Source organism: Sporosarcina contaminans, from assembly GCF_042679045.1.
GTDB classification, from domain to species: domain Bacteria; phylum Bacillota; class Bacilli; order Bacillales_A; family Planococcaceae; genus Sporosarcina; species Sporosarcina contaminans.
This window is the reverse complement of the sequence record NZ_JBHTLT010000037.1, coordinates 1-24,884: the sequence shown is the minus strand read 5'-3', so window position 1 is coordinate 24,884 and position 24,884 is coordinate 1. Positions and strand designations below refer to the sequence as shown.

At 40.2% G+C, this 24,884-nt stretch carries 23 protein-coding genes; 20 read left to right on the top strand and 3 right to left on the bottom strand.

What is annotated here, in order from left to right; genetic code table 11:
* The first annotated feature begins 169 nt into the window (after positions 1-169).
* The 3 genes from ACFQ38_RS07685 to ACFQ38_RS07675 all read left to right on the top strand — a co-directional run bounded on the left by ACFQ38_RS07685 (position 170) and on the right by ACFQ38_RS07675 (position 5,649).
* Positions 170-4,003, top strand: a complete 3,834-nt coding sequence (locus tag ACFQ38_RS07685) for a DEAD/DEAH box helicase (RefSeq protein ID WP_381480269.1) — start codon at positions 170-172, stop codon at positions 4,001-4,003.
* Positions 3,996-4,733 (top strand): hypothetical protein, encoded by a 738-nt coding sequence (locus ACFQ38_RS07680; protein ID WP_336822437.1) that lies wholly within the window; start codon positions 3,996-3,998, stop codon positions 4,731-4,733. The genes ACFQ38_RS07685 and ACFQ38_RS07680 overlap by 8 nt, the downstream gene beginning before the upstream one ends.
* A gap of 487 nt (positions 4,734-5,220) precedes the next feature.
* Positions 5,221-5,649 carry a hypothetical protein gene (locus tag ACFQ38_RS07675; RefSeq protein WP_336822436.1) on the top strand — a complete coding sequence of 143 codons (429 nt, stop codon included), beginning with the start codon at positions 5,221-5,223 and terminating at the stop codon, positions 5,647-5,649.
* A gap of 123 nt (positions 5,650-5,772) precedes the next feature.
* On the opposite strand, the gene ACFQ38_RS07670 is transcribed toward ACFQ38_RS07675, so the two are convergent.
* Positions 5,773-6,825, bottom strand: a complete 1,053-nt coding sequence (locus tag ACFQ38_RS07670) for a YsnF/AvaK domain-containing protein (protein WP_381480268.1) — start codon at positions 6,823-6,825, stop codon at positions 5,773-5,775.
* Between the two features lie 313 nt (positions 6,826-7,138).
* Between ACFQ38_RS07670 and ACFQ38_RS07665 the strand changes: the two genes are divergently transcribed.
* Positions 7,139-8,083, top strand: coding sequence for a patatin-like phospholipase family protein (locus tag ACFQ38_RS07665; protein WP_336822434.1), 945 nt, complete (start codon positions 7,139-7,141; stop codon positions 8,081-8,083).
* A gap of 88 nt (positions 8,084-8,171) precedes the next feature.
* Here the strand turns inward: ACFQ38_RS07665 and ACFQ38_RS07660 are convergent, their stop codons facing one another.
* Positions 8,172-8,984: a C40 family peptidase gene (locus tag ACFQ38_RS07660; protein ID WP_336822433.1), complete on the bottom strand. Its 813-nt coding sequence runs from the start codon at positions 8,982-8,984 to the stop codon at positions 8,172-8,174.
* Positions 8,985-9,247: 263 nt separating this feature from the next.
* On the opposite strand from ACFQ38_RS07660, the gene ACFQ38_RS07655 reads away from it, so the two are divergent.
* From ACFQ38_RS07655 to ACFQ38_RS07580, 16 genes are all read left to right on the top strand, one after another.
* Positions 9,248-9,379: a hypothetical protein gene (locus ACFQ38_RS07655; RefSeq protein WP_336822432.1), complete on the top strand. Its 132-nt coding sequence runs from the start codon at positions 9,248-9,250 to the stop codon at positions 9,377-9,379.
* A 379-nt stretch (positions 9,380-9,758) separates the two neighbouring features.
* The gene (locus ACFQ38_RS07650) at positions 9,759-11,498 is read left to right on the top strand and encodes an AAA family ATPase (RefSeq protein ID WP_336822431.1); all 1,740 of its coding nucleotides are present in this window, start codon (positions 9,759-9,761) and stop codon (positions 11,496-11,498) included.
* 475 nt (positions 11,499-11,973) lie between these two features.
* Positions 11,974-12,771, top strand: a complete 798-nt coding sequence (gene cpaB, locus ACFQ38_RS07645) for a Flp pilus assembly protein CpaB (RefSeq protein ID WP_336822430.1) — start codon at positions 11,974-11,976, stop codon at positions 12,769-12,771.
* A 27-nt stretch (positions 12,772-12,798) separates the two neighbouring features.
* Positions 12,799-13,959 carry an AAA family ATPase gene (locus ACFQ38_RS07640; protein ID WP_336822429.1) on the top strand — a complete coding sequence of 387 codons (1,161 nt, stop codon included), beginning with the start codon at positions 12,799-12,801 and terminating at the stop codon, positions 13,957-13,959.
* 10 nt (positions 13,960-13,969) lie between these two features.
* A complete protein-coding gene (locus ACFQ38_RS07635) occupies positions 13,970-15,319 on the top strand; it encodes a CpaF family protein (RefSeq protein WP_381480267.1) in 1,350 nt (449 codons plus the stop codon).
* Positions 15,316-16,242, top strand: coding sequence for a type II secretion system F family protein (locus ACFQ38_RS07630; protein WP_336822428.1), 927 nt, complete (start codon positions 15,316-15,318; stop codon positions 16,240-16,242). Before ACFQ38_RS07635 ends, ACFQ38_RS07630 begins: the two co-directional genes overlap by 4 nt.
* A 4-nt stretch (positions 16,243-16,246) precedes the next feature.
* On the top strand, positions 16,247-17,179 hold the full coding sequence (locus ACFQ38_RS07625; protein WP_336822427.1) for a type II secretion system F family protein: 933 nt from the start codon (positions 16,247-16,249) through the stop codon (positions 17,177-17,179).
* 21 nt (positions 17,180-17,200) lie between these two features.
* Positions 17,201-17,410 carry a hypothetical protein gene (locus ACFQ38_RS07620; protein WP_336822426.1) on the top strand — a complete coding sequence of 70 codons (210 nt, stop codon included), beginning with the start codon at positions 17,201-17,203 and terminating at the stop codon, positions 17,408-17,410.
* A 20-nt stretch (positions 17,411-17,430) separates the two neighbouring features.
* Positions 17,431-18,834 carry a vWA domain-containing protein gene (locus tag ACFQ38_RS07615; protein WP_336822425.1) on the top strand — a complete coding sequence of 468 codons (1,404 nt, stop codon included), beginning with the start codon at positions 17,431-17,433 and terminating at the stop codon, positions 18,832-18,834.
* Between the two features lie 15 nt (positions 18,835-18,849).
* Positions 18,850-20,724 (top strand): hypothetical protein, encoded by a 1,875-nt coding sequence (locus tag ACFQ38_RS07610; RefSeq protein ID WP_381480266.1) that lies wholly within the window; start codon positions 18,850-18,852, stop codon positions 20,722-20,724.
* Between the two features lie 70 nt (positions 20,725-20,794).
* Entirely contained in the window at positions 20,795-21,172 is a 378-nt protein-coding gene (locus tag ACFQ38_RS07605; protein ID WP_336822423.1) for a hypothetical protein, read from the top strand.
* Complete coding sequence (locus ACFQ38_RS07600; protein WP_336822422.1) at positions 21,165-21,830, top strand: hypothetical protein; 666 nt, start codon at positions 21,165-21,167, stop codon at positions 21,828-21,830. The genes ACFQ38_RS07605 and ACFQ38_RS07600 overlap by 8 nt, the downstream gene beginning before the upstream one ends.
* Before the next feature lie 15 nt (positions 21,831-21,845).
* On the top strand, positions 21,846-22,292 hold the full coding sequence (locus ACFQ38_RS07595) for a hypothetical protein (RefSeq protein ID WP_336822421.1): 447 nt from the start codon (positions 21,846-21,848) through the stop codon (positions 22,290-22,292).
* A gap of 74 nt (positions 22,293-22,366) precedes the next feature.
* Complete coding sequence (locus tag ACFQ38_RS07590; RefSeq protein ID WP_336822420.1) at positions 22,367-22,720, top strand: pilus assembly protein; 354 nt, start codon at positions 22,367-22,369, stop codon at positions 22,718-22,720.
* Positions 22,717-23,370 carry a pilus assembly protein TadG-related protein gene (locus tag ACFQ38_RS07585; protein ID WP_336822419.1) on the top strand — a complete coding sequence of 218 codons (654 nt, stop codon included), beginning with the start codon at positions 22,717-22,719 and terminating at the stop codon, positions 23,368-23,370. Before ACFQ38_RS07590 ends, ACFQ38_RS07585 begins: the two co-directional genes overlap by 4 nt.
* Positions 23,371-23,415: 45 nt before the next feature.
* Entirely contained in the window at positions 23,416-24,033 is a 618-nt protein-coding gene (locus ACFQ38_RS07580; protein ID WP_336822418.1) for a hypothetical protein, read from the top strand.
* A 114-nt stretch (positions 24,034-24,147) separates the two neighbouring features.
* On the opposite strand, the gene ACFQ38_RS07575 is transcribed toward ACFQ38_RS07580, so the two are convergent.
* Complete coding sequence (locus tag ACFQ38_RS07575) at positions 24,148-24,651, bottom strand: TspO/MBR family protein (RefSeq protein ID WP_336822417.1); 504 nt, start codon at positions 24,649-24,651, stop codon at positions 24,148-24,150.
* Positions 24,652-24,884 lie beyond the last annotated feature (233 nt).

Sequence of the window (24,884 nt, the reverse complement as noted above, 5' to 3'; positions counted from 1 at the left end):
TCAAATTTAGTCCCGTTTTGATGTATGATAGAACGTATGGTTTCTATTTAACGCATTGTAATTCGGGTTTTGCAATGGTTAATCTAGTTTGAAATCCACTCATATAGGTATCAATTAAGGCTACGATCATCGGAAATATCTTATTGAACAACGAAAGGAGGTTGTCCTGTTGAGTGAATTGGAAGTCGTGACGTGCAGATTGGATATGACGAATCGTGCTCGAAAAGAAATTGGTAGATGGATAGTGGATGAACATGCCCTATTTTCGATGCAGGATCATTTTGATGTTTACATAGAAAAACAGCCCGCGAAACAGGACAATATGTCTTTCTCCTTTTATTTTGACCCGAAGACGAATGTCCAATTGCGTAATTTTTTGGACGGAAGAGTGCCTATTTTGGAATGTGTATATAAGAATGAAGGGTTTGTCGCTACGAACTTTCGTGTGAGAGGCAGGAGAGAGCGTGTCCAGACGAATCGACGTTATGCCGCGCGATTGAAGTTCGCCTTAGGATCTACTGGAAAAGCGATGCCAATTCAGTTGTATACAGCTTTACGCGAACTTCCGATAGCGGAAGAACGATCCGCCTATGTAGAAAAACGCATTAAAAGCTGGGAAGGATATTTACGGATTGAGGAAAAGAATGCAGATGTGGAAGATATGGTGGCTCATTTTTCTCAGCCTTTTTATAATGAAGATTTCAGTAAGTTAACGATTGTATGCAGCGGATTGGAAGCAAAAGATTGGAATACGATTGTTCGTTTCAGTGCGAAGCTAAAAGGGCAGCAAGAGGATATTGGCACTGTAATCGATGTGAAACGATCGAGCCGAAAAGTGAAAATAGAATTGACCCGTAAATCGCAAGCGAAAGCACGGCATGGAGCATTGCTTCCGAACAACGTAAATGAAATTGTCTTCAGCAATTTTGCTCAATTGAGCCAGATCAAAAGACTCCGGAAAGGCTTCAAAGATTTGCAGGATGGGATTGCGGCAAACGCCAATTTGGAAAAGGTTTTATTTGAAGAGCGTCCTGTCGTTCAAATTACAAATAAACAAGTCGAGTTAGAATTCCATCATCCTTTAAATGAATTTCAGCGTGAAGCCGTTACAGGCGCTATGTCCGCGCATGACTTATACGTCATTCAAGGACCACCAGGAACGGGAAAAACGACAGTTATTTCTGAGCTTTGTCATCAGTTAGTGAAAGCCGGACAACGGACGTTAGTTGCTTCGCAATCCAATTTGGCAGTAGACAATGCTTTAGGGCGACTACTATCCGATCCGGGCATCCGCATATTGCGTTATGGCAGAACGGAAAGCATTGAAGAGGAAGGTAAGCGTTTCATTGAAGAAAATGTTGCCTTGCATTGGCGGGACGAAACTTTTGAAGCGGTTGAAACAGAAAGGCGCCATCATGCAGAACGTGAACGTGAAGTGAGTGAAGAGATTTCGCGATTAGTGGATGAAGAGGCGCGATTGCTAAAAGAAATTGAGGATATTGAACAGAAAATTGTAGAAAAGCAAGCTGCTGAAGCTGAACATGCCGAGTTGTCGAAACAACATAGGGAAATGCAGACTGAAAAAATGGAGTTGAAAAGGAAAGAAACAGAAGCAGCTGAACAGTTAGATAACATTCGAGCTGTGATCGAAACGTTAAAAGCTGAAACGGCGATTGCAGAACAGAAAAGAAAAGAGATGGCCATTCCTTCAGAAATGGTGCTTGAAATGGAAGAGAAGCAGCAAAGAGTTGCATTCTTACAACGAACGTTGCGTTATTTCCAAACAGAAGAAGCGATTGAAGTTGCTCAATCTTCTGTTAGAAGAATGGAAGAGGATGCTGCAAGAAAAACTGTACAATGTGAGCCAATTAGACAGTTTTTAACGCTGCTTGCCCCGGTTCGCAAGCTTCAGGAAGTAGAAGATCTATTCGCTGCCCTTCAGCTTAAACCATCTTTGCCGATCAGTTTGGAGATCAACGCCCTGCGTAAATTGAGAACGGAAATTCAAAGAGGAATTTACCCTTATGAATTAAGGGAATGGAGTGAAGTTGAGGAGAGGCTAGTAAAAGGAATTGATTATGCTCAATCACTATTGAATAAAAACTCCTATCCGGTTGAACAAATGAAACCGAGACAGACTGATCGTTTTCAAACAACCGATGAAATGCATGAAATGTTAGATCAATTCGGCCGGTATTTAAGCGCAAAGGAGACGAAGCGACAAATTGCAATGCAAAATAATCCAGCAAAATTAGCTCTATTGCAACGCATTGCAAAGAATGTTGCGTATTTGTTAGGGAAAAAAGATGACGTGGAAAAACGGATGGCTGCTATTAAAGCTTCCTCAAATGAAGAAGCGGCCAATCGTTTTTTATTGGTAAAAAATGAAATTCAAGAAGAGTTTACGGAACGGCTGCGCTCATTGGAAGCTGAAATGACTGCAGCAAAGGAGGACGTTGTAAAGCAAATCGAGGAAATCGCCAACTTGAAAAAAGAACATGCAGAGCTTGCAGAAAGTGTCGATGAAGATGCAGACCGCAAAACAATCGAGCGAGAAATTACTGCATTGAAAAAAGAAATTTCCGCATTTGAAGATCGCTCCGCAAAAGTAACGATCATTGAACGTTCAATCGTTGAAAAAAGAGAAGCGCTCGTTGAGCAATTAAGGAAGCTTGAAGATGCGCAAAATGCATTGGATGACATTCTTTCAAAACAGTTATTGATGACGGAAAATGTCGTACATGTTGAGGAACGGCTCGATGTTTTATATGAAATAACACGTGTCAATGTGGAACAAATGAAAAAAGAACTGTTAGAAGAAGTCCGTTCAATCGGACAACGGAAGGTTGAATTGCAGCATGAACAGAAGCGGCTGCCGATTATTCAGGAGCTACAGGAAGAATGGAGCGGTTTATTATCCGAAGCAAGCTCTTATGATTTGGATGAAATTCGGAAATTATATGTAAAACATGCCAATGTTATCGGCACGACTTGCGTTGCGTCAGCGAGAAAGGATTTTGCTGAGGATTACCCGGACTTTGATGTTGTCATTATTGATGAAGTGTCAAAAGCGACGCCGCCAGAACTGTTATTGCCGATGCTAAAAGGGAAAAAGATCATTTTAGTTGGAGACCATCATCAACTGCCCCCTTTAATCGGTAGGGAAACGATGGAGGAGTTTGTGGATGAAATCAATGATGAAACGGAAAAGAATGAGCTGCGCAGCTTGCTAAAAGAATCGTTGTTCGAACGATTGTTCAGGACATTGCCTAAGAAAAACAAAACAATGCTCTCCATCCAGTATCGTATGCATGAGAAAATAATGGATGCGATTGCTCCATTTTACGAGGAAGGCAACTATCGCCTCCGCTGTGGGCTGGATGATTCGGAACGGGTGCGTGACCATTTCCTCCATTCCCGCTACTTTAATCGCAATGACCATTTATTATGGTTTGATATGCCGAATGAGCCGGATTATTTTGAGGCGCAAGTGAAAGGCGGCACTAGTTTGTACAACGAAGCGGAATTACAAATGATTGGGGAGCTATTAGAGGATTTGGATGAGGCGACTGAGCAAGCGAAAAGGGAAGGGAGACTCCCTGCTGACAGTAAAAAAAGCGTTGGGATCATTAGTTTTTATGGCGAACAAGTAAAGCGGATTGACCGCTTGATTGAGCAAGAAATTCGCCCTAATCATTTGCATTGTCGGACAGGCTCGGTCGATAAGTTTCAAGGGATGGAAATGGATGTTATTTTGTTAAGCTTTGTCCGAAACCATCAGCAGCCAAGCGGTACAATCGGCTTTGCGGAGGATTACCGCAGATTGAACGTCGCACTGTCACGCGCAAGGGAGTTACTATTGATCGTTGGGAGCTCGGAAATGTTTACGAAACGGCCAAAAAAAGCGGAAACGAGGGAAATGTATAGCCGCTTAGTAGAGCAAGTAAGGCGGTTAAACGGTTTCCGTTTGTTACATCATGCGGGAGGACGAGCCAATGGATAATGTGAAAAAGAATTTAAACAGGGAGTTGTTAGCCGATCCAAACGTCCGCCTATTGCATTCGGCAACGTGGACAATACCTATTCAAGAAATTGAAATTTCCTATGAAACAGTAAAGCGTACACCGATGGATTTGCTTATGAAAATGCTACTCATCGTTTTCAGCAAAATGCAAACAGATTCGGTTGAAGAGATAAGTGACCTTTTGCGTGTTGAACCATTGTTCATTGAAGACATGATAAAAAGTATGCAATACGCAAAAATGATCGAAAAGAAGCCGGAGTATTTCAGTTTAACTGAAACAGGAAAAGAGCAGTTGAAATTAGGAATTTTTATTCACCCGCCTGAAAAAGAAGAGAAGACAGCCTATTATAGCAGTACACATGGCGAATTTCTTTTCGGGGAATTAAAAGAGGGAAGTGAACCGTTGTATCGCTATGCAAAAGAAGAAGTAGCGGTGGAGAAAATTGAAGAGAACCAGCTGCGAAAAGCTGTGGACAAACTATCTGCAACAATAGAAGAAGAAATGCTTATTACAGTTCAATCCATTCGATCTGTAACGGAGCTCGATATGCATACGGTTCCTATTTTTGAGTACCATTTGTATCATGCGGCCGAGGATAAAATGTATGCACGCGTTTGGAACAGTTTATCCGCTCAATGGGATGAACAATTGGCAGAGGAAATTATGGAGAAAGAACTTTCAACATGGAGAGAGCACTATAAAATATGAAAAAGAGGTTGTCTGAAGCGTTCTTGCTTTCATGATAACCTCTTTTACTTATTTGAAAAATAAATAGCGAGCAATAGACAGGAAAGCATGCGGGATTGCACCGTTGAAATACGCACTTTCTCCAGTTGCCAAATAGGCAGCTTGTTGACAATCGAACGGCGAAGGGTTCGATTTGCCGTATTGCGCTCTTAGCAGAAATTAAGGCACCTTTAGGACGTGGCGTTCTTAGGTTGCCTTCCTTGACAAGCGTTTTCAAGCCAAGCTGGGCAAACGCTTATTCCATGACTAAAAACCTTAAAAAGACTGCAGACAAAGTGAAAAAATACTTTGTCTACAGTCTGTAGGTTCTATGTAATCGATGGATTTACCTAACCAATGTTATTGAGAATGGTGAATGTAGAAAAATGGCATATTCTCGTGCATGCGACTCACGGAACTTACTAGCTTCCATACAATAGAAAGAAGAAGGTAAGAAGGGGTATGTCTCATGGAGAAACAGGATCCTCATTTTGATATCGGACATAATCAGCGCCAGTTCGTATATAATCCTTACGAATCTTTCATTGAGCAACAATTGGAGATGTATACACTTATTTTAGATCGTTTAAAGAAGTTGGAGTCGGCGGTTGATTGGTTGGTGGAACAGCAAATAGAGCAAAGAAAGCGTCATTATCGTTTGAGCAACAGGCTGCTGTCCATCTATCACAGGCAATTGGATGATTTAGATCTTCAATCGGATGCATTCGAATTGTTGCAAGAGCAGAAGAGCGATATTAGCCGTTTGCGCAGAAGTTTGAGGAATCACCGTTATACGATGAATGAGTTTGTTTTCAATAGTCAAGAGGACACACAAGATATTATAAAAATGTTAGAGAATTTGCAGAAACGAAAGTTGGATGATTCTGGAGATCAATAGTAATCAGCAAGTCCAAGAAGAATTAGAGGATAATGGAAGAGATAATTTATAACAAAACCAGTGAAGGTACTATTTGTAGCTTCACTGGTTTCTTTTAGGCAGCAAATTCTTTAGAACAATGCATTACAAATCAAGCTTGTCGTTTTTTCTCGAATTGAGTTCAGCATCATTTCGTTTATTGCGCTTTACATTTGAGCGATCTTCGAACTCTCCAGTCACTTCTACATTACCGTCTTGCTCCATGTACGCTTCTTCATGCTTCACTGAATCGCGCACTGTTTCGACATCTTCCACTTCGCGTTTGCCAATAACGATTTCTTCTGAAACATACGGTTTTTTCGTTACTTCAAGTCGTTCTTCCATAACTGGAATATGGATTGTTTCTTCATCATCTTGCAATCTGAAATCCGCTTCATTTTGTTCGTATTCATTTACCGGACGACGTTCTACATACACTTCCTCACGCATGACAGGAACATCGATCGATTGTTGTTCTTCTACGACATCCTTATGCAAGGAAATCTCCCCTTTTTCTACTTTCTCCTTATCGACGCTCAAGCGCTCTTCACGCAGCCGCATCGTTTCTTCATGTGGTGTTTCTGCCTTATATGCATTTGTTTCTTTCCGATTATTGTTTGGAGGTGTTTCATAGTTCGTTTGATTTACCAATGCTTCGCCTCCTACACGACCTAAATTTTCATTCGTCGCTGCATAAGGGGCATCGTATGCTTCCGGGAAAATCTCATCAGTTGTTTCATTTTCAATGACCCTGTTTGCGCCTAAATTCGGATCTGTTCCAAGGCCGGTTGCGCCAAATCTCTCCCCATTTGTCTTATAAAGCCGATTTGCCTCCCCTTCATCCACATAAAGAAGTTTTCCGCCAGCTTCAATATCTCTGTAATAAGCATCCATATCATTATCGTTTACGCCGACTTCCTTCAGCATGCTTCGAACATGGTCTTCTCCTGTCATAAAATCTATGAAACGATCGAACCAAGAATCTGGCGTCGTTTGGACATCCCCGTATTTAAGTCCCTGGAACATGGCTACATCGTTTTTATCCTTCGTAATGACATATATATTTTCCCCATCAAACCCTTGCGCCTTTAAATCGTCTATTTGCTTCAATATCTCTTCGTCGTCATAGAACATACCAATAAATGTTTTGTCGTTCATACTTTGCCTCCTCCTTATGATTGTCTTCTTTTGATACCCTTTTTACAAAAACAAAAACTTTGGAAGAGTGATTGATAGCTTTTTCATGCATAAACTATTACAAAGCTTGTTGACAAGGGTTTTCAAGCCAAGCTGGGAAGCACTTATATAGTGACTACAAAACCTTAAAAAGACTGTAGACAAAGTAAAAAGATACTTTGTCTACAGTCTGATGCATTCCATTTAGGAATGTTTAAAATAATAATCACATTTGGGCGTTGTTCATCCTATCTATAAGGGAAGGGAATTTAATACGTTTGAAAGGGGATGCCGTTTGTTAATAGATGGCGTGTTCGCTGGAGGGGGATTGAAAGGATTTGCATTGGTCGGCGCTTATCAAGTGTTAGAAGAGAAAGGTTATCGTTTTCAACGTGTAGCGGGAACGAGTGCAGGAGCGTTACTTGCTTGCTTCATCGCGGCAGGTTATACGGGGAAGGAAATCGAGCAAATGATGCAAGAAGAGGATTTAGGGGCGCTATTGGATCCAAGAAAAACGATATTGCCACTGCCGTTCATGAAGTGGCTTATGCTTTATTGGCGAATGGGGTTATACCAAGGCAAAGCTTTGGAAGATTGGTTCTTTGAGAAGTTGTCGTTGAAAGGCATCTATACCTTTTCAGATTTGCCCGCCGGCTCGCTTAAATTAGTAGCATCTGACTTAACGAATGGCAAGTTAATCGTATTGCCGGATGATTTAATCCATTATGGCATTGAGCCTGAAACCTTTTCAATTGCAAGAGCATTGCGTATGAGCTGCGGCATTCCGTTTTTCTTCGAACCAGTAAAACTAAGAGTGCCTACAGGGGAGACGATCGTTGTAGATGGGGGTGTACTGAGCAATTTTCCAATGTGGCTGTTTGATGATGCGAATGGAAAGCGAGAACGACCGTTAATTGGCATGAAGCTAAGCCATCCGAAAGAGGAGATGGTCGGAAAAGAAATAAAAAATGCTTTGCACCTATTTGAAGCATTATTCTCTACGATGAAAAACGCGCATGACGAACGATATATTTCAAGAAAGCACGAAAAAGATATTATCTTTATTCCTGTTGAGCAATATAGCGCAACGCAATTCAATATGGAAGATGAACAAAAAGATGAGCTTATGCAAATTGGGCGACAACGAACAAATCAATTTCTACAAACATGGCCATATGCAAATCAGTCGGGAAAAATTTTTATGAGCCATTCGGAAGGAGGGATGCGTAAAGTCATATAATACGCAAACGGCCTGCCGATTGTCGACAGACCGTTTTTTCTTTTTATATGCGGATACCTAAAATTGAATTCCAAATGCTTTGCTCAAACTATAGTCGTTTGAAGCTATGGAATTTTGATTTCCAATAGGAATTGCTCAAGCTTGTAATTTGGGATTTCGATCCGCCAGCATGGACAAATTTATTATTGCCGACATAAATACCGACGTGTGAAATTCCTTTACGATATGTATTTTGGAAGAAAACAAGGTCACCAGGCTTTGGTGTTGACACTTTTTTAGATTGATTAAACTGACTTAATGTGTCGCGGGCAACTGTTTTTCCAGATTTTTTAAATGCGTATTGAACAAAGCCGCTGCAATCAAATCCCTTAGTTGTCGTGCCACCAAAACGGTACGGAATCCCAGTGAGCTGTTTAGCGACCGATACAACGTCATTCGATTTTGCAACTGTAGATGGTGCTGCCGTACTTTTCGTTAACAGCGTACTTAACGCCCAACCGGATTTTCCATTCACTTTTACTTGATACCATAATTCTTTACCTACTTTTTTCTCCCCAATGATGCTCACTGTTGTTCCTTTTTTCGCTAAAGTAACGATTTTATGGCCTGTACCTGCTCCGGAACGGATATTGACATTATATGCTGTTTTATACGTTTTTGAGCTCTTTGCAGCAGTAGCTGACGATGAAGCAGAAGTCTTCAACACTTGGTTTGGTTTAATGAGATCGGATGATAAGTTGTTCCATTTTATTAAATTTGCAACAGAAACATTTGTCTTTTTGGAAATCGTATATAATGATTCCCCTTTTTGGACTTTATGTGTAGAAGCATCCGCGTTTGTTGCGGCAATGCCTAAAGTAAGCGATCCAGCTAAGATGAACGATATAGCAACTTTCTTCATAATATTAAAATCCCCTAACTTTTATCTTTATATAATGAACACGCTTTTCATTGTAAAGAATGAGTATTACGGGAAGGATGCAGTGACGTTACAAAAACATTACAATTTTCATTTTAGTAAGTAGGCTGTAATAATAAATATATAGAATTATCATTCTTGATAAACTTATCGTTATATTTTAATTAATAGAACATATTATGGATGTGTATCCTTTCCATTTTCAGTACATACTATAGAGTGAACTGAAGAATGGAGGGATTTGTATGATCCAATTGGTAGAGATGTATGCAATCATTAAAGAACATCGTCAAAAAACGACTTCGCGACGAAAGACGAGCGGAGAACTCAGAGTGCAAGCATTGCGTAAAGAAAACGAACGGTTGAACAGGCAATAGTCTGCTTAACCGTTTTTTATTTTACGAAGCCTTCTATTTTACAAATGAAATAAGAAATGTGTAACCCTATAGACGGGAAGTGCAATGGATGTGAGCATTTTCACTTTTAGAAAGTGTTCTATCTCTTTCCAAAAAGGTGTATGCCATAAGCAAAGCTAAAAATAAGTATTAAGAAAAAGGATAAATCCTTCATGCTTATATATTTTAAATATTTGTTCGACTTCTAAAAGTCTTACAGAAGCAGCTGAATTGATTTATTGTCCCCAAGTTAGTTAGCTATCTTATTTTTTTTGTCAACATTTCTACAACTTTCCGGCTATCTTCATAGGCAAATATGCTTTATAATGTATAGTATCTTTATGAAGGAGTTGGGGATGGCTTGAAGCCTATTTCAAAGTTTGCAGCAAAGATTGTCGTCCTTGTCCTCTTAGTCGCGGGAATTGCAGGAACTGTCGGATGGTATGTCTCTGGGGCAAATAAAGGGAAAGAGGTTTCGTTTTCCGAATTGGAGAAAATGATCGCTCTTCAGAACGGCCATTCGATATCCTTGAAAGAAAAAGCTGACGGAACTTTGTCTGTACAAACGGAAGATGGATTGTACACAACTACTGTTCGTCCGCAAAGCACTTTAGCAGAGCAATTGGTCGAAAAATACGACCTTTCCTATAAATATGTGGATAGTGGGCAGTATGGCGGTTTAATTATCGGTGGTCTCATCATCGCATCGTTTTTAACACTATTCATTTTGCATAAAAAAGGGAAGTTAGGTGTCGGTATCTCTTCAATGAAGAAAAGCGCTTCACAAGAGACGCCACTTCCTAATATTTCACTGAAAGATATTGGTGGATTGCCGGATGAAATGAAGGATGAGATCCAGCAGACGCTATCGATCATTAAAGATCCGAAGCGGGCTGCTCAAATTGGCATTCAACCGCCGAAGGGCATCTTGCTCTATGGTCCTCCGGGGACTGGGAAGACGTTGCTTGCACAAGCGATCGCTCAAGAGATTGGTGCCACATTTTATTCTTCCAGCGGGTCTGCATTCACCGAGTTATATGTTGGTGTCGGAGCTTCAAGAGTTCGGACACTTTTCCAAAATGCACGGAAACAACGTCCAGCTGTTATTTTCATTGATGAAGTAGACGCACTTGCTGGCAAAAGGAAAGAGCATGGTGGTGAGGAGTCCGAGAAAACGCTGACGGAGTTGCTTGTTCAATTGGATGGCGGAAATGATAATGACGGCATATTGTTCATCGCAGCGACGAACCGGAAAGATATGTTGGATGATGCTTTCCTTCGTCCCGGCCGTATCGATTACACATTTAATGTGCCTCTTCCAGATGCGAATGGACGCCGTGAAATTATTAACATCCATACGAAAGGGCGTATGCTTGCGGATGAAGTTTTCGCATCATTAGACACTTTAGCCGAAAGTACATCGGGGTTTTCTGGTGCGGAGCTGAGCGCTTTATTTGAAACCGCTAGTAAACGTGCAATCCGTGATGGCAGGGAACAGATTGCTAAAAGCGACCTTGACTTTGCGATTGATCGCACCATATTAGGAAGCACATCGCGTGCATTGAACGATCCGGAGACGAAGAGACGTGTCGCAATCCATGAATCCGGGCATGCTTTAATCGCGGCATTGACAAAGCCGGGGTCCGTCCGGAAAGCGACGATCATTCCGCGCGGACAAGCATTAGGCTATGTAGCCCCGATCCCAAAAGAGCTGCACTTGCAAACAGCGAGCGAGCTAATGGATCAAGTGAGCATGATTTTGGCTGGCGGTGTTGCAGAGCGTCTTTATCTCGGTGAGCACAGTGTCGGTGTCAGCGGAGACGTTCAGCAAGCAAAAGATATTTTAGAAAAAATGGTTGACATGGGTGTATTGCAGGACGGCTTCACATTGACGTTCAATAAAGGTGAGCGAGAAGAGAAAATGCAATTGCTCTATAAGAAAGCTCTCCAAAAGACGGAAATGCTGCTTCAAGAAAATGCACCACAGTTTGAGCAATTAGTTGAAGCGTTAATGCGGAAAGAAACATTAGATGGTACTGAAGTTCAAGAAATCGTTGATCGTAAAATTGGTGCTAACGTGGAACAATTAGTCATTAGTTAATAAAAAAATTATAGTAAAGACTATGCAGGAGGACTCAATGGTCCTTTGCATAGTCTTTTTTACTTTATAGGTTTATCGCATCTGCTTCTTATTGTTAAGGTTTTTTGTATTGACTGAAAGAATAAAAACATTTTTAAAACAGTAAAAATAATGAGGCGAAAGACTTTAGGATTACCTTTGTTTCAAGACTTTACTAAATTTGATTTACACAAAAAAATGAATCGAAAGACATACTATGTTTAAAAAATGGCATCATTTGTCATATTTTATTAGAAAAAATTATTGGAATACGCATGAAATTATTAATTCTTTAATTTTAAATAAACTTTAGTTCTGGTGACTATGGACCTGTCTTGCGTTAAAACGTATTTGTCACAGTTTTGACATAAGAATATGCGCGTGATAATAATTAAGGCATTAGGTACCTATTAGCACTTGAATAGAATACGAGGTTCATAATGAAAGAGGGGTTGGGATGTTAGAAGCAAAGAGACGGGCTGCCATATTTTTGATTTTGGCCTTTATTTTAGCGGCAGCTACTGGATATCTAATTTTAGAGAAGGTGAAGCAGCTTAATGCTGATTTGGGTGGCATGACATCAGTATATATAGCAAAGGAATCGATACCTTCCCGAACTGCGATTCAGCCCTCACAAGTGACAAAAATGGATATTCCTAATAAATTCGTTACAGATAGCCATATCCTTTCACAAGATGAATTTGAACACCAAGTTTCTACTGTTCCGTTGAATCCAGGTGATCTTATTACGAAAAATATGATTAAACCTGTATCAAATTTGCAAAACGCAAATAACCGTCTTGTGACAATGTATAGAACCGATAAAGTGCAGTTCGATCAAGTTCTGACTGCATTGGATCGAGTGGATATCATCGTTTCAACAAGTGACGGATCTAAAAAAAAGACAGAAATATTCATGAAAGATGTCTTAGTCGCTTTTGCTCAAGGAACGGATGACAATTTTGCAGGAGTAGCTGTAGAGGTTTCTGCTGAAGAGGCTCCTAAGCTGATCCATATGCAAAACTATGCAGACCATATTCGTGTATTAAAAGCGAACGTTGGAGATGCTGCTACATTCGGGGAAGGGACGGACCAAGTATTAGGCAAGGATGACGAATCACTAGAAACCGAAACGAAGCCTCCTGAATCAAAAGAGGAAGGGCAAGTGACCGAAGAAAAAAAGGATCAGCCTGAACAAGGTAAAACAGAAGATGAATCAGTGCAAGAAAATAAGTCGGAAGATTCGGTTAACTGATAAGTACATATTTGAAGGGTGAGGCCGATGGATAATAGTTTAAATATCATGATTGTCTCAGACGATGAAGCGCTCATGTCCCAACTAATGACAATTGCAGAAACGAAAGCTGATCGTGTCATTGGCGTCAAATCGAAAGATGCAGTCCGTGAAATGAATAGAGATATCGTCCATATTGTCATTTTTGTTGATACGGATTCTGATACGTCAGTGGAGATTGTCCAAATGTTGAAAGTGATCAATCAAAACGCACTTATACTTTTTATTGCAAATGAATCTGATTTTAGTCTGCTGCGCAATACGACAAGAGCCGGAGTTGATGAATTTTATGTGTTTCCAGAAGAATCCGGTCTATTCTCAAGCAGGTTCCCAAATACAGTAAAAAGCTATGCTGCTAAAAAAGCAGCAAGCGAAGAGTCGAAAACATTATCGTTTGGTCGCGGACGAGGTAAAATCATTTCTTTTTACAGCGGTAAGGGAGGAAGCGGATGTTCACTGCTATCCTCAACATTTGCACAAACGATGAAATTGGAGTCCTCAGCTGAAGTCATTTTAATAGATCTAAATGGACAATATGGAGGAGTGGAAACGTTACTTTCTATCGAATCCAATCGTTCGTTGGCAGATTTAATGCCAGTTATTGATGAGTTGAACGAAAACCATATACGAAATGTATCGCAAACTCAAGAGCATTCTCAGATGGAAGTATTGATAAGCCCATGCGATGCAGAAGTTTTAGAAACTTTGAATGATGAGTTCATAGCAAGACTACTAAGAACATGCAGAAGAACGTTTGATTATGTCGTAGTAGATTTGCCATCGACTATTAACGAGCTTGTCGTCACAGCAATGGAAGAGTCTGACAAAATCTATTATGTGCTGACGCCGGACACACCTTCGCTGAAAATATTAAAACAATACGAAGAGCTATGTGAAAGATTAGGTTTATTGCTGTCGAGCCGAATGGAAATCGCTTTGAATAAATTATCCAAGGACTATGAAGTGAAGCAAAAAGACTTAAAAAATGTATTGCGTTACCCAGTTGTTGCTTCAATTAGACAAGATACAAAAGGATTGCAGCCTTTTATCAATCAAGGGATACCTGTAAGAAAGCTTGCGAAAGAACGGAAGATGATCCCATTTGCCAAGGATGTCCGGAAGTTTGCACGTGAAGTTGCAAAACAGTAGGAGGTGTTGAATGGTGAGTTCTTTATTTGAACGCCGAAAAGAAAAATTGGCGCAGAAGCAAGCGACATCCTATACGTATGAAAATCACTTAGTTGACGAATTGGTTGATCATTATAAAGCGCGATTGCTACGGGATACGAATCTTGAAGCCCTCACACAATTGACGCCAGGAGAAATGCGGCTGCGGATCGAGCAGTACGTGTCCCACTTTATGTCCGAGGAAAAAGTGATCATTTCACGGAATGATAAAGAGCTGCTCATTACAAGGATTTTAGATGAAGCCGTTGGTTATGGACCTTTAGAGCCGTTGATCAAGGATCCGGATATAACGGAAATTTTGATCAATGGTTTTGACGAGGTATACGTTGAAAAGGCGGGGCGATTGGAAACAGCGGATGTGTCTTTTCGAGATGATGAACATGTACGGCATATTGTGGACAGAATTGTTGCTCCTTTAGGAAGGCGTATCGATGAAAGCTCTCCGATGGTAGATGCTCGTTTACCAGATGGTAGCCGAGTGAATGCGGTCATTGCGCCAGTCAGTTTATCAGGGACGTTGGTGTCCATTCGGAAATTTCGGGAAGATCCTTTTCAAATGGAGGATTTGCTAAGGTTTTCCTCACTGAGTGAAACGATGTCACAGTTTTTAAAGGGGATAGTGAAAGCAAAAATGAATGTCTTGATCTCTGGAGGAACCGGATCAGGAAAGACGACTTTGCTAAACGTCGTCGCTGCTTCGATTCCACATGGTGAACGAGTCATTACAATCGAAGATTCTGCGGAATTGCGGCTTGACCGGCCGAATGTCGTAGGGATGGAAGCACGGCCAGCTAACGTCGAAGGGAAAGGTGAAGTGACGATAAGGAATTTGGTGCGAAATGCGCTACGGATGCGTCCAGACAGAATTATCGTCGGAGAAGTCCGAAGTGGCGAGGCATTTGACATGTTGCAAGCAATGAATACAGGGCATGAAGGTTCATTGACTACAGTACATGCCAATTCCCCGGAAGACGCGATGCGCCGAGTTGAATCGATGGTCATTATGGCGGGGATGGACTTGCCGTCGTCTGTTATTCGGGAATACGTTATCGGAGCATTAGATATTATTATTCAGGCAACCCGACTGACAGATGGCACAAGGAAAATTATTTCCATTTCGGAAGTGCAGAAATTTGATGATGGGTCCCATCGCGTTGTTGAAATTTTTAAATTCAAACGAACCGGTATGCTGGAAGACGGGACGGTCACCGGCCATTTCACAGCAACTGGAGAAATACCAATGTGTTTGGACAGAATTCGTACTTTTGGAATCGAGATGGATGAGCGGCTATTTGAAGTGAGAGAGGTGGTTTCTATATGATGGAAGCCCTCGTAGCCGCAGCAACTGTCTTCGTCTTCTTATATGCCATTTATCATTATTTAGGCATGAGGAAGTTGAAACGAGAATGGCGAAAAGAAGTACAGCAGTTTTATCTTGATGGAGAAAAAAGAAAAAGTGTCATTGTTCTTATCGGTACAAAATTCGATGAGACAGAATCTGCGAAGGCGATTGAACGGAAATTGTCTGACGCAAATATTCCGTTTACACCATCCGAATTCATCGGAGCGCTTATTGTCGGTTATTTAGGCATCATCATCGTACTTATGAACATGTTTAACTTACTTTTACTTCCATCATTATTCATTGCATTGTTATTAGTTGAAGGCAGTAGACGCCTGCTATTCATCTTAAGAAAAAACAAGAAAAAGCAAATGTTCATTGAACAGTTGCCGGAAATTTGCCGGATTTTAGCAAACTCTACAAGATCCGGAATGACACTTAATCAAGGAATCCAACTTATTTCCCAGGAAATAGCGGAACCTGCAAAAAGTGAGTTTAAGAGAATGGCGCATGAATTATCATTGGGCATAGACTTTTCGATGGCTCTTCGGACGATGGAAAAAAGGATAGAACATAAGGAATTTCAATTATTTGCCGCTACATTGCTTATTCAAAAAAAGGCAGGGGGCAATATTTCTGCGGTTTTAGATGAAATGAGCCAGACGTTGGATGAAAGGAAGCTGTTAAAACAAGAAGTGAAAACGATGACAGCTGAACAGCGATATGTTTCAAATATGGTTCCATTGATTCCTATTTTTTTAGTGTTAATGATGAACAATATTATTGATGGGTTTTTAGATCCATTATTTACAGGAATAGGAATTGTTTTACTGACACTATTTTTGATCGGCACTGTATTAACTTTTGTCATCGTTCGAAAAATCACGAATATTAGGGTGTGAGTATATGGATGGCATGATTGCCTTATGTACCGTAATAGTCGTCGCGTTAATCGGGCTGTCTTTGAGAGCTTATTATATTTATTTGGATAAAAAGCGAAATTTGCGTGAGGAACTGCATGACTCTATTTTCATACAGACTTGGACTAAGAAAAAAAAGACGAAAAAAGAGAAAAATTTGGAGCGGTTATTTAAATTTGCTGATGATTTTTCTGACTTGGGCCAACGTATCAATTTTTCCAGTGAGAATGAAGAGGTGAAAAAGCTACTAACCCAAGCCGGTTTTCCATACGGTTTAACCGTGGCACGGTTCCAAGGATTGAAAATATTTATGATGATCGCAGGTCTATTCATTGGCGGTGTGCTTTTCATACTGCGCTTCCCATTATCCCAATTTATGCTTATTTTGCTACCGGTGTTCGGTTTTGCTGGGACGATTGTATGGCTGCGCTCAAAGGCTAAAAAGAGACAAGATGAAATTTCCTATCAGCTGCCAGATTTTTTGGATACGATGAGTGTCACTTTGCAGGCAGGCGTTGGAATGGACCAAGCATTGCGGGACATTGTGCATTATTTCGAAGGGCCAATTAAAGCGGAGTTCGGAAGGTTCATCCAAGAATTAAGTGTAGGCGTACCTCGAGTGGAAGCTTATAAATCACTTTTAGATCGGAATGACAGTAAGGAATTTCAAATATTGATCAAGTCTCTCATCCAAGGGGAGCGTTTAGGTGTACCGATTGCAGACACGTTTAAACAACAAGCTGAAGAGATGAGGAAATTAAAAAAAGAATTGATTAAAGAGAAGGCGGCAAAAGCATCACCAAAAGTGACGTTAGTGACGACATTTCTTGTATTGCCTTCCGCCCTCATTCTAATCGGAGGCTTGATGATAATAAATATATTCAACCAGAATAAAGGGATTTTTGAATTATTCAACTAAACCATAAGGAGAGATTTTACAATGAAAGAAAAACTGATGAATGCTTTAGTAAAGATGAGCCATCCAGTGAAAAACGAAAAAGGGGCTCAATCGTTGGAATGGTTAGGAATTGCTGCTTTGCTTATTTTAGTGTTGGGTATTATTTCTACAGCTGTCAGTAATGAAGAAGCTTCAATTGGGGATTTGATCGGTAAGATTGTAACCAAAATTAGTGAAATGGTAGGAGATTGATTGCTTGTAAAGGAGTTCATATGAAAAGAATTATACCTATTTTAACAGTCATCTTTGTAATTGTATTTATGAGCGCTTGTAGTGAAAAAGCAAAACCTGAGAAATCGAATGAATTAGAAGAGAAATCAACTTCAGAAGAAAAGCAGGGAACGGATAAAGGGCAAGAAGCAGATGAAGATAACAGCGATAGCGGCAAAGATAGTGAAATTGAAGCAGCACCTCTTCCTAAAAGTCTATCAGAAGTAGCTGCACTTTCTCCTGGTTATACATCCTATATTTCTATTCTTGACGAAGAAGGGCAAAAGAAAATTGATGAATTGACGAAAGACTTGCCTAACATTTCGGACAATCCGACAGAAAATGAATTGAACCATTTTTATAATGAGCTGCTTGCTATTTTTCAGCAAGACTATCAAGGGCCGGAAGATTTAATTGCAAGATTGAAATTTTCGTCAATAGGTAGTCCAGATGTCGAAGATCCGCGCATGCAGTTTAAGGATAACTTAAATGTATTAGTTATTTTAGATGGCTCAGGAAGTATGGCGAAGGATATTGGTGGGCAAACGCAAATGGCGGCTGCGAAAAAAGCAATTGTCCAATTTGTTGGCAGTTTGCCGAAAGAAACGAATGTAGGATTGCGTGTCTATGGACATAAAGGAACTGGAAGCTCTGCCGATAAAGAAATGTCATGTAGTAGCAGTGATTTGCTTTATCCCTTCCAGCCGTACGATAAAGCTGCGTTCCAAAAATCATTAGATCAAGTACAGCCAGCTGGATGGACACCGACAGAATTGGCGTTGACGGAAGCACAAAAAGATCTGGCCTCCTATGATGGAGCTTCGAATACGAATATTGTTTATCTCGTCAGCGATGGAATTTCAACTTGTGATGATGATCCGGTTGCGGCTGCGAAAGCTTTGTATGATTCGAATATTACCCCAATCATTAACGTAATTGGTTTTAATGTCGACCATGACGGACAGCGCCAGTTGAAAGAAGTGGCGAAAGCTGTAGAAGGGACTTACCAGGATGTGCAAGATGCTGCTTCTCTTCAAAAGGAGCTTGATCAAGCAAAGGATATAGCGAAAAAATGGGCTGAATGGAAAGAGAGCGAAGCGAAATCATTAAGTTACGAACGTACAAAAAAAGGACTTGAAATTTTTGGATACGATGCAAAGGAATATAAAAAGGTTGTGGATGAAGGGCAGCAAGTAGGCTTCGCTTTGCAATATCTATATCAGACGAAAAAAATTATGTCCCGTGAAAGCCATGACTATTTGCGTACAAGGAATTCTGAATACCATGATTGGATTAAATCTCAACAAAATGCACTCAAAGAGGATTTAAAAAAGATGAACGATATGCAATACAACGAAGCAATTCAAGCGTTAGAAGACAAATATTTGCAAAACACTCCTGATTAAGAAAGGAGAATATATTTGAAGAGTTTAAAGCTGAGAAGAGCGTTTGCCATATTCACTTTGGCAATCATCCTGTCATGGACGGTCTTGCCCGCTATCGCTATGGCAAATTGGATCACCCCGGGGAAACCAATTGATGTAACGAAGCCAATCACACCAGGTGAGCCAATTTCAGGTGGCACATTTATAACGCCAGGAGAGGTCTATAAAATTGGAACGCCTATTAAGGCTACTTTCCCAGAACACTCAGGAAAGGCAATTATTCCAGTCTATGCGAAAAATAGCGGTCTCTTCCTAATACCTAGTACGCTCAACGGCACGGAATACGGGGAATGGTTAATAGCGGGCAGCCAAATTACGGCTGGTGAAAGTCCAACGACTGGACAACCCCCTGTCTTTAACGGTAATCCTCCTGCAACTGGCGATGCAGTAACAGGAGGGCAAGCTCCAAATGGAGGAACAGCTGTAAATGGCGGCGATGGCCCAAATGGTGGCAATGGTCAGAATGGTGGCAATGGTCCGAACGGAGGCAATGGTCCGAACGGAGGCAATGGTCCGAACGGAGGCAATGGTCCGAACGGAGGCAATGGTCCGAACGGAGGCAATGGTCCGAACGGAGGCAATGGTCCTGACGGAGGCAATGGTCCGAACGGAGGCAATGGTCCGAACGGAGGCAATGGTCCTGACGGAGGCAACGGTCCGAACGGAGGCAACGGTCCGAACGGTGGCAATGGTCCGAACGGAGGCAATGGTCCGAATGGCGGCGATGGTCCAAATGGCGGCAATGGACCGAATGGTGGCGAAGGTCCGAATGGCGGTAATGGTACAAACGGAGGCAATGGTCCAAATGGCAACGGTCCAAACGGCGGCGATGGTCTAAGTGGTGGTAATAGTTCTGGAGGCGACAGTTCCTCAGACGGCATGACTGGAGGCGGGCCAACAAGAGATCGTGAACATAGTCATTCCAGTAGTAGAGGTAGCATAGACGATGTTGATCCATTTGCCGGAGGCCCGTCCATGCTGAATGTTTTAGTTAAATCAACCGATGGTGAAAGAGGTCTTTTTGGTCATGTAACCGGTGCGATTAAGGACATTAAAACGTATTGGTTTGGTTTCGGTGAGAAGCTGTTAGGACCAATCGCAGCTTATCAGGCTGGTTTTAAAATTGTTCCAGATGGCACTGGTAATTATAAAATCTTAGGACAGCGATACGTAAAAAATCCTATTCTCAATTATTATTTTCAAAAATTTAAGGAGTATACGGTTGATGGCAAGACGCGAAAACTTAACGTAAGGCTTGGGCAGGACTTATTAGATGATTATCACGCCTCGAAAAAGATTCCGATTGAAGGTAATCAAAACAAATCTAAATGGCAGCTTACAAAAGATGCCGCAAAATCAAGTGTTAACGATGCAATCAATATTAAGAGCAAAGGCTTTTGGAAGCTTTCAAACATTGCAAAGCTTAATGGTCCGGTTAACGTTCTTTTAAGCTCCGCGAATAGTGTTTTTGATTATTCTAAATGGGGAGATCCCGAAAAGTCAAAAAAAGGTTATGCTTCGACAGACTTTGCAGCGGACTTAACAACTGACGTTGGGATTGGTGTCGGAATTACAGCACTTTCTTCTGTTGCGGGCAGTATGGCTGCAGGAGCAATGGTAGGCACTGCCGTTCCTGTTCCGATTGTAGGTACGTTAGTTGGAGCAGGTGTTGGTTTAATTGTCGGCGGTGTTTCAACTGTTTTGTTAAATACGAAAACTGGTCGAGCTGTTAAACAATTTGCCAGAGATGCAGTGAAGTCTGTATATGATGGAGCTGTCAAAGCAGCAAAAGGAATATTTGATTCGGGCAAGAAGTTGTTCGGAAACTTGAAGAGCATTTGGGGCTCATAAGATGATGGAAGTCGGTCAGGGATTTCCTTGACAGGACTTCCTCTATCAATAGGAAGGGCGTGAAGACAAAGTGTTTGACGTTAAAAAATTTATGCAGGCAATAGGGTTATCCTTATTATTATCAATTCTTGTATCGGTTATTTTGGGGCTAATACAATTTGATAACAGCATAGCCTTCTTGATCATCCAAATGCTTGCATTTTATGGATCGATGGGATTCTTTGCAGTCATTTTTAATCCTAAAACACCATTTACTGCTTCTTACATAGGTGCATTGATTATTGCGATGTTAAATATATTATTTTCTAACTTTGTGTTAGGTGTTTGGGTGTTTATTAACCCGGCAAGCATTAACAACATGCTTTCTTTTGCCGTATTAATGGCGCTCAGTGTAACAGCAATTACTTTATTCATTAAAAATAGAAGCGGGAGACTTGCCGATGTTTAAAGATATGGTAGATGTTTATAATCGAAATTTAATCGGTATTTTACTCTTAATGCTTTTCATCATTTTTCCAATTACTAGCTTTATATTTATTGCCATTATCCAATTTAGCATAGAGTTTGAAGGCAACCTTTCAGTTTTCTTTTTAGGCTATAGCCTTCTATTTAATTTTATCATTTGTTTGCCGCCATTTTTATGGCTGACTTTACGAGATTTTGAGGATGAACGAGCTGGTTTGAAAGAATGTTTAACCTTTTTTGCAACCCAATTCGGTCCTCTTTTGTTCACTTCCTTTTTATTTTACACGTTGGCAATTTATACAAGCTGGATGATGATGGTCCCAACGATCGTTTTGTTACTATTTACGATCATTTATCCATTCTTTTCAGATTATCCGTCCATTAAAGAAATGTTTGTGCAGGCGAAAAATAAAATTATCGAGGAAAATATTGCAATAGTAGTTGATATGATCATTGTCGTGTCCGTGCTCCTCTTCCTTTGGGCTGGAATGATGTTTTTCATTCAAAATTTTAATAATAATATGCTCTCTTATATGTTAGTAAGATCACTAATTAATATGATTATTTTTCCAATCCTCTATATTTATTTAACGATACGCTACAGACAGAAGAAGGAAGACTTTTCGATGATCAATATTTAAAGCGAGGTGTAGGAAATGAAAACGACTTCGACTAAAAAAACGGAAGATTTATTATTAAAAAAAGCACCTGTTTGGCTAATGATAATTTTAAGCATTATTTCGATGGGATTTTACATGGGAATCTGGATGTTGAATAGAAAAAAAGATGTGCAACAGCTAAACTCAGTAAATCATGTCCCTTTTTATTTGTGGAGCATTTCTACAATTCTATTGATCGTGTTCTTTTTCTTAAATGTCTTTAGGCATTTCATCTTTACGGATATCGGATATTTATACGTTGAGTCATTTGATATCATTTTTAGTTTCTTCTTTGTCGGTTTATTGTATTACACTGTTTTTCGCATGCGGGAATTGATTGAAAGCACTTCGTCAATTAAGTACAACCAATTTTTGCTCTTCTTTTTTCACATATTTTATATTCAATATAAAGTAAATCAAAATGCGATTGTAGAAGCAAAATAAAGAAATTCAATTGTCTATCGAATGAGGTGATTATACTGAAAGCATTTCGATCGATCCGCAATGAAAAAGGTTCTTTGAGCATAGAATTCATAGGAGTTCTTCCCTTTTACTTTCTGTTTTTCCTGTTGTTATGGCAAGTTGTAGCATCTGGATATGCGGTCATTAGCATTAAATCCGCGGCCAATGATGGTGCTCAAATGTATGCTTTGACAGGCAGCTATCAAGAAGCGCTTGAAACGGTCAATGAATCCATTGGCAATAGCAGTTTAATAACGAATGTAACGATTGACATTCCTTCCAATGGTGATGGAAGATTCGAGTTGAAAGTGAATGCAAGGCATCCTCTCGTTTTTATACCAGAAAAGTGGAAATCAAAAATGTCTGTTCCGATTGATTCTACAGCAGCAGGTAAGGTGATGATGGAATGAATACAGTAAAAAATGAAAATGGGCATGGGATGGTCTATATTCTTTGGATCATGGTCATGTCCATTGTAATTTTTGTGATCGTTGTCAATATCGGGAAAGTATATGCGGTTAAACAGCAAGCTGCAACTGCAACACAGCAAGCAGCTTTGGCTGGCACTTCTGTGTTGGTGGAGGCGACTGTTAAAGGAGTCGAAGCTTTTGATCGTAGTGAAGTTGAAGAAGTTGAGAAACAACGCAAAGCGGATGATGGGAAATCTGTCAGTGAACTAATTGATGAAGAAGCGGAGAAGAATAGACAACGAGGAGAAGCGAAGGATATTGCATATATACATGCGCTGAATGATGTTTTGCCATCACGTATAACAGACTATGAGTCTTTGAAAATGTCAATATCCAGACATATTAATGGTGCAATAGATCATTTCAAACAAGTAGTACGAGAAGTAATTGAAGATAATGGCGGCAATATTGAGCGGAGTACGGTTACATTTAGCCTCGACTACCGTGTGGAGGTGCAAGCCGACGCGACTTATGAAGCCATTACAGATCATGCTGAAAACTATATGCCAAAAATGTCGAAGGAAATTCCCCAAAAAGGGAGTGGACCTTCTTTACGCTATTTGCAAGGAATAGTGGGAGGATTTGATTGATTATGGTAAGCTTATCATTACAAAAATCTGCAGGGACGTGAATAAATGAACCAACGTGAAATTGAAGTCAAACAAGTTGCGGAAAAACGGTTAGGGCTTGTCATTGGTGTTCATGTATTATCCTTATTAGCTGCAGCTGCTTTTCCTGAAGGCCGTTTCCTTTTTTGGCTACCCATTTTACTCGCAGTAGAAGGACTGATTGTAATCCATTTAATTAGATTGTGGAAAAGATATAAATATCAATCTAAACATTATTATACAATTAATATGTATTGGTTTTTAATAGGGCTAAATATTTTTGCTTCGTTGCCAATATTACGATTATGTTATGGGACACCTTACTTTTGGGTTGTTTCACCATTGATGATGATCGTCTTCTTTTATGCTCATTTCATTAGAGAAAAGATCCTATTGCTTTTTGTAAGTCCCAGTAAAATAAAAACATTATATCGATTGCCTGTATTAATGCGTATTTTTGTAGTTGCATCCATTTTCATGCTGATCTTCTTTCAAATGAAATCTTTTCATCCTAATTTTGGGTTAAGTATCTTTGTTTATTTTGTCAGTGTGGGGCTGTTGTACTTAGCAACACCTTTCTCAATTCCGGTTGATCAAATTGAACAGGTAAAGAAAGAGAATGGTTTTGTAGAGCATAGCTTGTAATTTTGAAAATAGTGCAAAGGCTTTGCAGCTAATTTCAAGTAATAGAAAAAACGGCTTAACGAATCAGGTTACGTTTGGCCGTCTTTATTTTCAAGTAGATTGTAAACAGTTGAATCACTTCCGGTCATTCAATTTCCACGTATGATAATTCAAACAAAGCGCAAATAGTACCCATCCGAGATAAGGGATCATTAACGTACCGGCTGTTCGGTCCACTTGATAAAATTCGTATGTTGTCAATGCAATTGTCGATAGTAAAACGGTCATTTCAATGAGAGCTGTTCCTCTTAATCCCCATCTAAAATAGAGAAATGACCACAAATAATTCATCCCTAGTTGCAATTCGTACAGTGGAATTGCAGGTTTTTCTTTATTTCCTGTTTCCTGCCTCATGCCCACTCGATACTTTGCTGTGCCCATCATCGTATAAAGGGTTGTCCATGCGATCGGAAATACCGATGGCGGGGGAGAATAAGAAGGCTTTTTCAATTTATCGTACTTTTCTTGAGCGTTCCTGTTTGCGAGCCAACCCGTTATTGCTCCACCAATGACCGGCACCAATATACCGACTGCAATCTTTTTGCCATCAAAACGCCCGTTAACTTTTAATAACTCCAATCGTCACACCTCCTATTCCTATCGTTCCCGATTCTCAAAAATAAAAACGGTTAAAGCTCGTCCGAATCATAAATGATTTTTTCATGTTGGTTCTTGAGGAGCTGAATGTAACGACAATCAGTTTGATAAAGAGGCTGGGACATAACTAGCTTTAAACAATGAGAAAGGTGAATTTGAGTATGCTCAAATTCACCTTTCTCTATTTTTGCGTGTGATCCCTACTGTTGGCCGTG

What these genes read in the sequence shown, in the direction of transcription:
- ACFQ38_RS07680 (WP_336822437.1), top strand. Translation starts at nt 3,996, where the DNA reads ATGGATAATGTGAAAAAGAATTTAAACAGGGAGTTGTTAGCCGATCCA.
- ACFQ38_RS07675 (WP_336822436.1), top strand. Translation starts at nt 5,221, where the DNA reads ATGGAGAAACAGGATCCTCATTTTGATATCGGACATAATCAGCGCCAG.
- ACFQ38_RS07670 (WP_381480268.1), bottom strand. Translation starts at nt 6,825, where the DNA reads ATGAACGACAAAACATTTATTGGTATGTTCTATGACGACGAAGAGATA.
- ACFQ38_RS07660 (WP_336822433.1), bottom strand. Translation starts at nt 8,984, where the DNA reads ATGAAGAAAGTTGCTATATCGTTCATCTTAGCTGGATCGCTTACTTTA.
- ACFQ38_RS07655 (WP_336822432.1), top strand. Translation starts at nt 9,248, where the DNA reads ATGATCCAATTGGTAGAGATGTATGCAATCATTAAAGAACATCGTCAA.
- cpaB (WP_336822430.1), top strand. Translation starts at nt 11,974, where the DNA reads ATGTTAGAAGCAAAGAGACGGGCTGCCATATTTTTGATTTTGGCCTTT.
- ACFQ38_RS07640 (WP_336822429.1), top strand. Translation starts at nt 12,799, where the DNA reads ATGGATAATAGTTTAAATATCATGATTGTCTCAGACGATGAAGCGCTC.
- ACFQ38_RS07635 (WP_381480267.1), top strand. Translation starts at nt 13,970, where the DNA reads ATGGTGAGTTCTTTATTTGAACGCCGAAAAGAAAAATTGGCGCAGAAG.
- ACFQ38_RS07630 (WP_336822428.1), top strand. Translation starts at nt 15,316, where the DNA reads ATGATGGAAGCCCTCGTAGCCGCAGCAACTGTCTTCGTCTTCTTATAT.
- ACFQ38_RS07625 (WP_336822427.1), top strand. Translation starts at nt 16,247, where the DNA reads ATGGATGGCATGATTGCCTTATGTACCGTAATAGTCGTCGCGTTAATC.
- ACFQ38_RS07620 (WP_336822426.1), top strand. Translation starts at nt 17,201, where the DNA reads ATGAAAGAAAAACTGATGAATGCTTTAGTAAAGATGAGCCATCCAGTG.
- ACFQ38_RS07615 (WP_336822425.1), top strand. Translation starts at nt 17,431, where the DNA reads ATGAAAAGAATTATACCTATTTTAACAGTCATCTTTGTAATTGTATTT.
- ACFQ38_RS07600 (WP_336822422.1), top strand. Translation starts at nt 21,165, where the DNA reads ATGTTTAAAGATATGGTAGATGTTTATAATCGAAATTTAATCGGTATT.
- ACFQ38_RS07595 (WP_336822421.1), top strand. Translation starts at nt 21,846, where the DNA reads ATGAAAACGACTTCGACTAAAAAAACGGAAGATTTATTATTAAAAAAA.
- ACFQ38_RS07585 (WP_336822419.1), top strand. Translation starts at nt 22,717, where the DNA reads ATGAATACAGTAAAAAATGAAAATGGGCATGGGATGGTCTATATTCTT.
- ACFQ38_RS07580 (WP_336822418.1), top strand. Translation starts at nt 23,416, where the DNA reads ATGAACCAACGTGAAATTGAAGTCAAACAAGTTGCGGAAAAACGGTTA.